Raw genomic sequence first — 10528 nt, 5'->3', positions numbered from 1 at the left:
CATCAAAACCGTCCTGCGCACCAGCGAGAAGGAGGTCCGCAAGAAGCATGCCCAAAGAGCAAGCTAAAGACAATAATGACCAAAAAGGTGTAACGGATCAGGCGAAGCCAATCCGTCACGCATCACCCGAACCCTCACAGGGCCACAACAGCTAGCTGTTCCCTTGGAATGGCGCGACGATGACCAAGTTGTGGACTGGCAGCAATAGGGATATCGAATTTGTTGTGGCACCGCTCTGACAAGCGAGAATCGCCCCGTTCACTTCAGCGCAATCCAAGATTTACGCTGTAGGTGATTCACCCATTTGTCTCGCGCAAGTCACCCTGTTACTTTGATTCAACCCAGCGCTGTGCGCTGTGTATGCCCCGGACCCGGCAGCCGATTCGCTGAACCGAAGTTCGACGCATAACGAGGGGCACATCTTGAAAGCACTCGTCCACCACAATCTGAAGACTCACCAAGAACCCTTGCCTGAAGATCTTCTCGGCAGGCCCCGACCAGTAGAAAGGCACCATCATGCGTCGCAAGACATTTGACACACTCTTATCCGTTGCCGGAATGCTCATGGCCGCAGTGCTGCTTGTTGCAGGTGGCCTGTTGCTTTGGGCCTCAATGTTCGTGAGCGGTCAAGTGCATGACCAATTGGCCGAGCAGCAAATCTTCTTCCCTCCTGCCAACAGCGCAGCTGTCCAGGGAGATCAGTTCGCTGAAATGCGTCAATACGGAGGTGAACAGCTCCTCACGGGCAACCAAGCCGAGACTTACGCAAATGACTTCATCGCCGTTCATCTCAGTGCAGTTGCTGACGGGAAGACCTACGCACAGGTGAGTTCGGCCCTGCAGGCCGATCCAACGAACGTCACGCTGAAAGCACAGGCCGACACTCTGTTCAAGGGCAGCACTCTGCGTGGGCTCCTGCTCAATGCCTATGCCTTTGGAGTCATGGGATCTCTCGCCATGATTGGAGCCATCGTGGCTTTCGTTGCCGCGGGCTTGCTGCTCGTATTCTCGCTTCTGGGATTCCGGCATTCAAAGACAATGGACGAGAACGGCCAGAACCCTGGCTCTCCTCGGCCGGGACCTATCACCCTGTAATCAGCCGTAGTCAGACCAACATCGGTCAGATCACGTGACGATGCCCGAGATCTTGAGTTCGATCACCCGCTCTTCACTGAGCCCGATCTCGCTCAAGATCTCGTCGGTATGTTCGGCGAATTGCGGGGCTCGATCGATCTGTGGCGGATTCTCATCAAACAACACCGGGCTCAGGATGAGTTCCCGCGGAATGCCATCGGCGTCGGTGACTTGAGCCACCAGCCCATTGGCACGTAGCGAGGCATCCTGGCTTAACTCCCATGTGTTCTGCACCGGACTCCACTGACCGTCCATGGAAGTGAAGATCGGAAGCCATTCCGCAAACGTCTTTGAGGCCATGATCTCAGCCACGAGAGCAGCACCTGCTTGACCATTTTGCAAAATCACATTGCCGTCCGAGAATCGCGGATCGCCAACGAGCTCTGGGCGCTCTACAACCCGACAGAACTCGGCCCAGTATTTTCCGGGCTGCAACATGTTCAGCGTTATCCAGCGTCCATCCTTTGTGCGATAGGTACCGGTGATCGGATTACGCGGGCCAGTTGAATTCGCTGCCAGCCTCGGAGCTGGACCACCAAGAATCATTGCCACGTTTGACGAATACTGCGTCGCCCAAGCGCCGACGCTCAGCAATGACACATCAACAATCGAGGTCTCACCAGTTGCTGACCTCTTATACAGCGCTGCCGCGATACCACCGGCGATCGTCATGCCACCGATGTTGTCGCCGTAGGCACCCGTGGGCATTCCCATGAATTGCTCAGATTCAGGACTCGTCTGAAGATCCGCGCTGCCCCCGCGCGCCCAGAATCCGGTTGCGTCGTAACCACCCGCATCGCGTTCAGGCCCCTTGTTGCCAAAGCCAGTGCCTCGCACATAGATCACGTCAGGATTGATTGCTCGGATCTGGTCGACGTCGATGCCGGCCTTACGCCGGGCCGAAGGCAGGAAATTAGTCACGAAGACGTCGGCCCTTCGCACCAACTCCGCCAGGATTTCGTTGGCCTCTGGGGTTCCCAAGGTCAGCCCGAGGCTGCGCTTGCCGCGATTGGGGCCTTCCATGATCGGGAAGAAATTGACGCCCGGAGTCGATGCATCCAGCCCCAAGATGCGCACCAGCCCTCGCTGGGCATCTCCAGTTTCAGCATGCTCGATCTTGATGACGTCTGCGCCCCAGTCAGCGAGGACCGCACCAGAGGACGGGACAAAGGTGAACTGAGCCACCTCGACGACACGAACGCCTTCCATTGGACGATGCATGCGAACTCCTTAGTCATAACCGAGGGCGGGCCACTTGGCACGCTAACTGCCGGCGAAAGCGCGCACAAGACCCCGAAGGAGTTCTCAAGTTGAATGCCAACGGTGGGCAGGCTGAAACGCGCGAGTCGACAGCACAGTGGGCGCTGGTGCGGTGCAATACCGCACCAGCGCCCACTTATGCGGCTAGTCGCAGTCTGAACAGATTGGTGCTTGGTCGGTACCGCGAGCACGCTGGCTCTTGTGATGGACGATGAAGCAGCGCGAGCAGGTGAATTCGTCTTTCTGGATCGGCACGACACGGATTTCCAGAGTCTCGTTTGAGAGGTCAGCGCCCGGCAACTCTATGGACTCCGCGCCCAAGTCATTCTCATCCACCTCAATGGGTGTCTGGTTCTCCTTGGCCGCGATCTCCTTCAGGCCTTCGAGGCTTTCCTCTTCATCTGTGTCGTTCTTGCGCGGTGCGTCGTAGTCAGTAGCCATGCGAAGAATGTGCTCCCAAATTTCAGTGAATCGTGGTCATACAAACGCTGGAAGCCTGCTCAATATTCCTCAAGGCCGTGAGGGGAATGGGAATTCACCAGCGATAGGCGGCTCACCATAGTGGCAGGCTCAGAAAGAGTTCAGGCAGGGTGAATGCGGCCCGTTGCCGGCACCACAAGTCCCAACTCCAACCGGGCAGCAACAGGATCGCGATCGCTCAAACCGACTCCCCGAACCTCTGGGCCAGGGACATCGTCAGTTCAGCGCTCAGTTGGTCCAGAACTCCTTGACCATGGCCGCGTCGCGGATTCCTTGCTCTAGGCCTCGTTCAGCTGCCTGGAATGCCATCGATGCATCCATGAAGTTTGGTCCCAACTTTGCCGCGACATCCGCGTCGAGCTTGACGATCAGGTGCGGAGTGCCGCTGGCCTCGAGGTCGGCTACTTCTTGCGCGGGTCCATCTACGACGAGCAACACAAGAGTCTTGTCGTAACCGATGCCAAGGTCGACGCTTGTTGGCGAGAGGCAACCACCATCAACGTAGAAGTTCTTGCCCACCTGAATAGGTGGGTAGACACCGGGCACAGCGCAGCCCGCTGCGACCCCGTTCTGAAGGGAGCCACCTAACTCGGCACCGATTGCTTCAAACTCGAAGGTGTCGATGTTCAAGCACGCGGCGTGATACGGAGCGGGCCATGCCTCGTTGGCCAAGTACTTGAAAGTGCGCAAGAATGCTTCGAGTTCGATTGTCGGCACCGCGGCTCGCGCGGCCTCAGAGATTTCCTTGCGGACGGCAACATCACCATTGCGTCCAGATGCCTGACCACGCTCGAACAGGCCGCGAAATCCCGATTGAGCGTCAGCGTCGATGTTGAGCACTGCCGTCGTGCCGCCAGCTGCTGCGCGCTTACCGGCGGCGCGGTAGCGCTCGACCTGCGCCATCATGTCGTGACCACAAGCAACCTGCACCCCAACGCCAGCTCCCGCTGATGTGCCCAGGATGAAATCAGCGTCGTTCAGCCAGACTCCCTGCTTTTGCAGCCCAGCGAACCAACCCGTCTCCCATGCTGTTCCTACAGATCCACCGCCACCGCAAATCAACGCTCGACTCATGCTGCTACTCCTTGGATTGGCCTCATGGCACGGTATCCGCAGTGGCGGAGCCGTGTGGGCGTTTTCGTCAGACCAAACCGCTCACAAGGGTCAATAGGGGCGAGGAAGACCTAGGCGGCGAGCAAGATTGTTGCGATAGATCTCAGTCGTGCCGCCGTAGATGGCCGAACCGGGCGCATGCTGGCGCTCACTGGCAATGATCCCGGCCGCGATGCTGCCATCGACACCGAAATCAAGGATTCCTTCAGGGGCAGCCATGTCTGCCAAGCGATCGGCATTCGCGGCCAAGGCCTCTGCCGCCATCGGCTTGCCCAATTCGCCCTCCGCATTCCAGCAGACTTCGAGATCAAGCAGGGCTTCAGCAAGGGCGATGCGTACGAGTGGATCTTCCAGGCGTGAACGACCATCTGCGCTCTTTCGCGACGAAGCCCAATCGATTGCCCCGTCGATCAACTTCTCGAAAGTCCGAGAGAAGCCAGCGCCCATCCCGCCATTGATAGGAACGACGCCTTCAGTCGTGACTCCAGCACCATGCTCGGTGGCCAGCGGTGTAGACATCACGCCCCAGCCCTCATTTACCGGGCCAATGCGGTAGTTGTCGGAGATGGTGACATCTGAATAGAAGGTGACGTTCGTGCGCCCACCGCCGAGGATCCACACGGGTGTGGCTTCAACACCAGGAACATCCATTGGCACTAAGAACATCGTGAGGGTGCGGTGCTTCTCTTCAATCGGCCCAGTGCGTGCGAGCAAGAACACGTAGTCGGATTCATTACCCCATGTAGTCCACATCTTCTGGCCATTGATGATCCAGACATCCCCGTCTTGAACTGCACGAGTCTTGGCTGCGGCAATGTCTGAACCGTTGTCAGGTTCGGAATAGCCCAGACAGGTAGTCAATTCACCCGTGCGAATGCCCGGAAGGATGTTCTCCTTCAGCCACGCCGATCCATGTTGCTCAAGGGTGGGAATCAGCAGCGAGTTGTTCGCATTGTTTGCGATGTAGAACTCTTCGAACAAGGCGGTGATGATCTCCTGCTCGATCTCACCAAGACCAGCGCCACCTTCGCCCTGAGCGAGTTCTGGGTGCACCCATCCGCGCTTTGCCATGGCAAGACGAACCTGCTCAGGGGATCGATCATGATCAAGTGCAATGTGCGCGTAGTTGGGAGTCCAACTTGTTGAGAGAAGGTCGCGGATCTCCTTCTCGAATGCCTGCTGATCAGCGGTCAGTTCTACCTGGCTGAAGTCCATGACTGTCTCCCTATGCCTTCACGAATTCGTTGTTCTCGTGCCAGCGAGCTCGTTCACTTGCTCGCCGATCAATAGCTCTGCCGATCTCTTCAAGATCTCTACGCACTCCCCCGCCGATCAGCGACCATGACGAAGCCTTGCGGTAGAACAGGCTCACATCAGCCTCGAGGGTGATGCCCATGCCACCGTGCACATGCACCGCCTTGGCAGTACTACGAAGAACTGAGCGGGTGGCTTGTGCCATTGCCATCGCGGCAAGCTCCGGTCGAAAGTCTGGTTCATTCTCGGTAAGCCAAGCTGCCTTCAAGGCCATATTGCGCGAGGTGATTTCATCCATGTGCATGTCCACAAGATCGTGTGAGATCGCTTGGAACTGCGCGATGCGCACACCAAAGGCTTGACGTTCCACGGCATAGGCGCGAGCGATCTCACCGGAGATTGCCAGGATGCCTACAAGCGATGCTGCTGTAGCGATCCGCCACTCACGATGCGCCAAGTCCCAATGCTCTGCAGCGTCAGCGCCATCAATGAGCGTCCTAACTTGGACAGCTTGATCACTGGGATCCCACCATGCCACCGGCGCGCATCCCTCATTTGGCGCCTGCGGTGCATCCGACTCGCGAGTCATCAAGATGAGCGCACCATCCTTGAATGCCAGCACCGCTCGTGCCACAGCGCCACTTGGAACAAGCTCTGCGTTGAGTTCCCAACTGGAAATTGGCGCCAGGCTCACGATCGTCTCGCCGGCGAGAGCTGAATCCCAGTCAAGTCCGGGGAGTTTCACGCCTTGTTCGGTCAAGCGAGCCAGGGCACGCATGGCGACCACATGATCCAAGAGCGGAATCGGAGCTGCAGTCCGCCCAATCTCAATTCCAGTGAGCACCAGTTCGATGAGTCCTCCACCATCGCCCCCGACAGAGGTGGGCAGCGAGATCGTCAAGAGTCCATTGTCACGCGCGGTATCCCACAAGCCCTGGTCGAAGCCGAGCGGCTCGGCGTCACGAACTACGCCAATCGGGGATTGCTCCGTGAAGAGGCTGCGCAACATGGCAACGAGTTGGTCCTGCTCGTCGGTGAGTGTGTAGTCATTGCGACGCAATGTGGTGGTCACGATTCCTCCATGGATGGCCCCGCCTGAACTGGCACAGCAGCGACGGACCACAGCATTCAACCACCAGCGTTCGCTCTGGGTGAGGCAGATCGGCTCAGTCGCCTCTTCCAGGGCAATCGACTGGGGTTCCTTCGGGAGGCAGATGGGCGATTCCAGGAGGGATTCGGGAGGCGATTTGCGGTGTTGGCATTTCGTTCATCTCTCGTTCACCTACCGCTCACCCGGTGCTCGTTCACCTCATGTTCACTTACCGGCGTACGGACCTGATTCACCTGAGTTTGTGGCCTCTTCCCCGCCATTTATTCACTGAGGCTTCGCGTAGGAGACATCAAGCCATGGACATGCTGTTACTGGCCGTCATAGCCCTCTGCGTCCTCGCGTTGATCTTCGACTTCACCAATGGCTTCCACGACGCCGCAAACTCCGTGGCGACTGTTGTCGCCACGCGCGCCTTGCCTGTGAAATGGGCCCCACCGTTCTCAGCCTTCTTCAACTTTCTTGCCTATTTCGTTGTGGGTACTGCAGTTGCGAACACGATTGCCAAGACTGTGAGGACCGATACCGACGGCGTAGCCGTGACCTTCGCCGCGCTCTTCGCGGCTATCGCATGGAACTTTGTGACATGGCGCTTGGGCATGCCCTCCTCGTCCAGCCACGCAATCATCGGCGGATTGGTCGGCGCTGGTCTGGCAGCCGGCGGACTTGACGCAATCGACTGGTCAAGCGTGCAGAAGGCTGGCCTTGGCATCGTGCTTTCGCCAGCCGTCGCCTTTGCAATTGCCTTCGCAGCGATGTACCTCGTCTTCGCTCTACAACGAATGTTCAAGATGCACGACAACCACCCAGTATTCAAGGGCCTGCAGGTCATCTCTGCTGCCGGTGTCTCGTTCGGACACGGCGCCAACGATGCACAAAAGACGATGGGGGTGATTGCGGCGCTGCTCCTCGGTGCTGGCTACACGTCTCTTGACGCCGATGGCAAGACAGTGGTGGTGCCCGAGTGGGTCGCTCTCGGCGCCTATTCGGCAATCGCGCTTGGCACCCTGTGGGGAGGCTGGAAGATCATCGAGACCATGGGCCTGAAGATCACGACTCTGCACGCAACGTCGGGCACCGCGGCGAACATCGGGGCAACAACTGCGATGTTCGGTGCGACCGCGATAGGCATGCCGATCTCAACCACTCACGCAGCTGCAAGCTCAATCGTCGGAGCGGGCGTCGGCTCAGGCAAGGGCGTGAACTGGCGCGTCGTCGGTCGCATGCTGCTCACTTGGCTCATCACCATTCCAGCGGCCTCGCTGATTGGCTTCTCGATGTTCCACCTCACGCAGCTTCCATTGGCACTGGCCTGGATCGCCGTCTCGATCATCTTGATCTCGTTTGGCAGTTGGGCCATCTGGGCGATGCTGCACACCATCCACGCTTCCGATGTTGCCGCCGAACTGCCGCCAGAGTCCGTACTTGCTGAGCCTTTGCCGATGACGCCGCATCTGGTTGCTACTGCAACGGCTCCGGCCAAAGAGAATCACACGCCAGCTTCAAGCTAGCGATCACAGGCCCGTCTGATGCTCGAATGGACGATCTCGATGTGATATTCGTGCATCAGTTGTCACGAAGATATCTGCTCCATGGTGCACTGCCTTGGCAACCTGCATTGCCTTTTCGGTGCCAGCCACAGTAGCGATTCCGCCGACATGCTCTGGGTGAAGGAGGTCGTCGGGCATTCGAGAAGTGCAACTACATGAATTGTTCGCGCCGCCGCGATTTCTGCGAGTACATCAATCGATCGGCTTCAGCCATAGCCGTATCAAAAGCGGAACCAATATTCCACTCGGCGACTCCAAAGGAGTGCGCTATGGGAATACTGGATTTCAGCCGCCGCATCAACCCTTCCGCGCCTGGGACGTCCGTTCGAGCAAGGATCAGCAGAAACTCATCGCCGCCACTGCGTACTGCGATGTCATCTGGCCGCATCATGTTGCGCAAGCCATCACTGAAGTCGCGCAGTATGGCATCGCCCGCTTGATGCCCGCGCTGATCGTTGATCGACTTGAACGCATCGAGGTCAATTACGACGAGGCTGCGCGGCGTAGACACTTGACCTGCCGAAGCCTGCGCTTCCAGCACAACTTCAAGGCCTTTGCGGTTGATCAATCCGGTAAGTGGGTCGACCATGATCAGCATCTGCATCCTCCGCATGATCAGACTCAGGACCAAGCCGAAGGCCATGGTCGAAAGAGTCACGATGATCCAAAGCGGAAGTAGTTCGCCAAGTTGGTCCATCAAGATCAGGGTCACCAGGTAGGCCAGTGAAGTGAACAAGACTTCGGCCACCGTGATGCGCCAGGAAAACCAGCAGGCGGTATAGCACGCCAGCGCCATGAAGCCCCATGCGAGCGTTGCAGTCACCAGGATCGAAGGCGCGTTATACGACATGACGCACAAGCCCAAGATTCCAACGGCGACCTGAATCTTGAGGAACCACTGCGGCGTGCGGGCAGCCATGATCCACAAGGCGATGAATGAGGCGACACTGAAGATCACGACTCCCCACCGCGCGTACCCCCCATCGGGCTCCACAATCCCCGTCGCAAGAGGAGAAAGGACCTTGATCGAACTGAACGCCAGCCACAGCATGATCATCCACACGCGGCCAGGAAATCTACCGATGGGCAGACTGCTGCGCACGTTTCCGCGGTCGTCAAAGTCGGCGAGGAAGGATCCGCCCTTGGCCATGCGAGCAGAGTACTTCTGAAAAAAGTTATCTCTTCGCATGCACGTATAGCGAAATGCTCGCAATTCCGTGGCAACAGCCTTCCAGAGGGAAAGGGCTTGAACTGCCGGCCTGCGAGCCAGTGCAGTGGCAAGCATTTACCGCCGACATATCCTCATATGGTGCATATCCGAAGAGTGCTAGCGCTCACCCTTGGATTGGCGCTTATTTCGAGTTCGGCTCAAGCTCTGCCGACGATCATGCAGGGCACGACGGTGGTAGGCGATGGTCACACGGCGCAATTGATCATCATGGGTACGGACTCGCGTTCATACGACTCCTGCAGCGCCGCAGTCTGGAAACCTCGGGTGCTGATCACGGCGGCCCATTGCGTAACTGACTCTGGGTCAAGCCAGACCGTTGCGCTCAATCGAGTCTTTGCTTTGCCGCCCGGATCTCCTGGCCCTTTGGTTTCGACAAATGGACCTGAGGGTGGATCCCGCATACACGTGACAAGCATCGCCATCGGTCAGGCATTTGCACATACATCGTCCTTTGTTGTCGGAAATGACATTGCCGTCCTTGTTCTCGACAGTGACCTCGCGCCATCTGCATTCACACGGCTTGCTGATCGCACTGAGATTCAGAAGCTCGCGGACGCAAAAACCCAAACGACGATCGTCGGATACGGCAGAACAAGCTCGACTGACCAAGCACGACCGCTCCCACGCAGTGGCGCGTTCACACTCAGCGAGACAGAAGCGGGTCGTCGGGCAACTGACGGACTCGTGATCTGGTCTCTTCCCGTAGATTCCTCCGACACCTGCCCAGGGGACAGCGGAGCGCCGCAATTCTTCACTGCCAGCGATCGCGTTCTCCTGCTCGGTGAGGTCGCCGGCGGAAATTGCTCGGGTCAAGCCCGCACGGCTCAGGGCTTTGCAGCCATTACTTATCTCGGGCTCCTCAATCCGGCCTTGGCTGCGGCCGGATATCCAGCGATTCCGAGCGCACCAACCTCAGTACTCGCAACAACGATGAACGGCAGGGACACCATCTGGTGGTCTGCCCCGGCAACAGCTCCCGAGGCCGTGACCGGATACGAAGTACGCGACCCTGCGGGCGCGATTCTGTGTAACTCAACTCAGCCCTATTGCAGCTTTCCGCACACTGAGAACACCACTCTGCGCAGCATCAATGCCCAAGGCGAAGGCGATGCAGTAGTTGTGCCAGCCGCTGCTGACATCCGCCCAGCAACTCCGAGCATGGTGAGAACAAGTTCACGGATCAGATTCACCGTGCAGCCATTGAGCTATCCGGTGGTGACGGGTTACCGCATCATCGATCAGCGAGGCAAGGTTGCCTGCCGCATTGTTGATCCAGTTGTCTCACTGTCGTGCTCTGCAAGTGGCCCGAGCGGCAAGTATCAATTCACGGTGAGTGCGACCACTCCACAAGGTCGCACGCCAGAGTCAGCGCCGACTCGAGTCATTCGAGTGAGCTAG

Annotated in this window: 10 protein-coding genes; 3 read left to right on the top strand and 7 right to left on the bottom strand. The window is 58.1% G+C overall.

The window, feature by feature from the left end:
• Positions 1–516 precede the first annotated feature (516 nt).
• Positions 517–1095, top strand: a complete 579-nt coding sequence (locus Q7L55_07745; protein ID MDO8732447.1) for a hypothetical protein — start codon at positions 517–519, stop codon at positions 1093–1095.
• Positions 1096–1125: 30 nt separating this feature from the next.
• On the opposite strand, the gene Q7L55_07740 is transcribed toward Q7L55_07745, so the two are convergent.
• From Q7L55_07740 to Q7L55_07720, 5 genes are all read right to left on the bottom strand, one after another.
• A complete protein-coding gene (locus Q7L55_07740) occupies positions 1126–2355 on the bottom strand; it encodes a CoA transferase (protein MDO8732446.1) in 1230 nt (409 codons plus the stop codon).
• 183 nt (positions 2356–2538) lie between these two features.
• Positions 2539–2835, bottom strand: coding sequence for a DUF4193 domain-containing protein (locus Q7L55_07735; protein ID MDO8732445.1), 297 nt, complete (start codon positions 2833–2835; stop codon positions 2539–2541).
• A 267-nt stretch (positions 2836–3102) separates the two neighbouring features.
• Positions 3103–3948, bottom strand: coding sequence for a patatin-like phospholipase family protein (locus Q7L55_07730; GenBank protein ID MDO8732444.1), 846 nt, complete (start codon positions 3946–3948; stop codon positions 3103–3105).
• A gap of 90 nt (positions 3949–4038) precedes the next feature.
• Positions 4039–5202: an acyl-CoA dehydrogenase family protein gene (locus Q7L55_07725; protein ID MDO8732443.1), complete on the bottom strand. Its 1164-nt coding sequence runs from the start codon at positions 5200–5202 to the stop codon at positions 4039–4041.
• A gap of 10 nt (positions 5203–5212) precedes the next feature.
• Positions 5213–6313 carry an acyl-CoA dehydrogenase family protein gene (locus tag Q7L55_07720; GenBank protein ID MDO8732442.1) on the bottom strand — a complete coding sequence of 367 codons (1101 nt, stop codon included), beginning with the start codon at positions 6311–6313 and terminating at the stop codon, positions 5213–5215.
• A gap of 335 nt (positions 6314–6648) precedes the next feature.
• On the opposite strand from Q7L55_07720, the gene Q7L55_07715 reads away from it, so the two are divergent.
• Positions 6649–7860, top strand: coding sequence for an inorganic phosphate transporter (locus Q7L55_07715; GenBank protein ID MDO8732441.1), 1212 nt, complete (start codon positions 6649–6651; stop codon positions 7858–7860).
• 3 nt (positions 7861–7863) lie between these two features.
• Here Q7L55_07715 and Q7L55_07710 read toward each other — a convergent pair whose 3' ends face one another.
• Both Q7L55_07710 and Q7L55_07705 read right to left on the bottom strand, forming a co-directional pair.
• Positions 7864–8037 (bottom strand): hypothetical protein, encoded by a 174-nt coding sequence (locus Q7L55_07710; GenBank protein ID MDO8732440.1) that lies wholly within the window; start codon positions 8035–8037, stop codon positions 7864–7866.
• A 13-nt stretch (positions 8038–8050) separates the two neighbouring features.
• Positions 8051–9049 (bottom strand): GGDEF domain-containing protein, encoded by a 999-nt coding sequence (locus tag Q7L55_07705; GenBank protein ID MDO8732439.1) that lies wholly within the window; start codon positions 9047–9049, stop codon positions 8051–8053.
• Between the two features lie 159 nt (positions 9050–9208).
• Between Q7L55_07705 and Q7L55_07700 the strand changes: the two genes are divergently transcribed.
• Positions 9209–10528 (top strand): trypsin-like serine protease, encoded by a 1320-nt coding sequence (locus tag Q7L55_07700; protein ID MDO8732438.1) that lies wholly within the window; start codon positions 9209–9211, stop codon positions 10526–10528.

The sequence above is a fragment of the Actinomycetota bacterium genome (genome assembly GCA_030650795.1).
Lineage (GTDB): Bacteria > Actinomycetota > Actinomycetes > S36-B12 > S36-B12 > UBA11398.
Note: the sequence above shows the minus strand (reverse complement) of the source record. Positions and strands in the feature narration are given on the sequence as shown.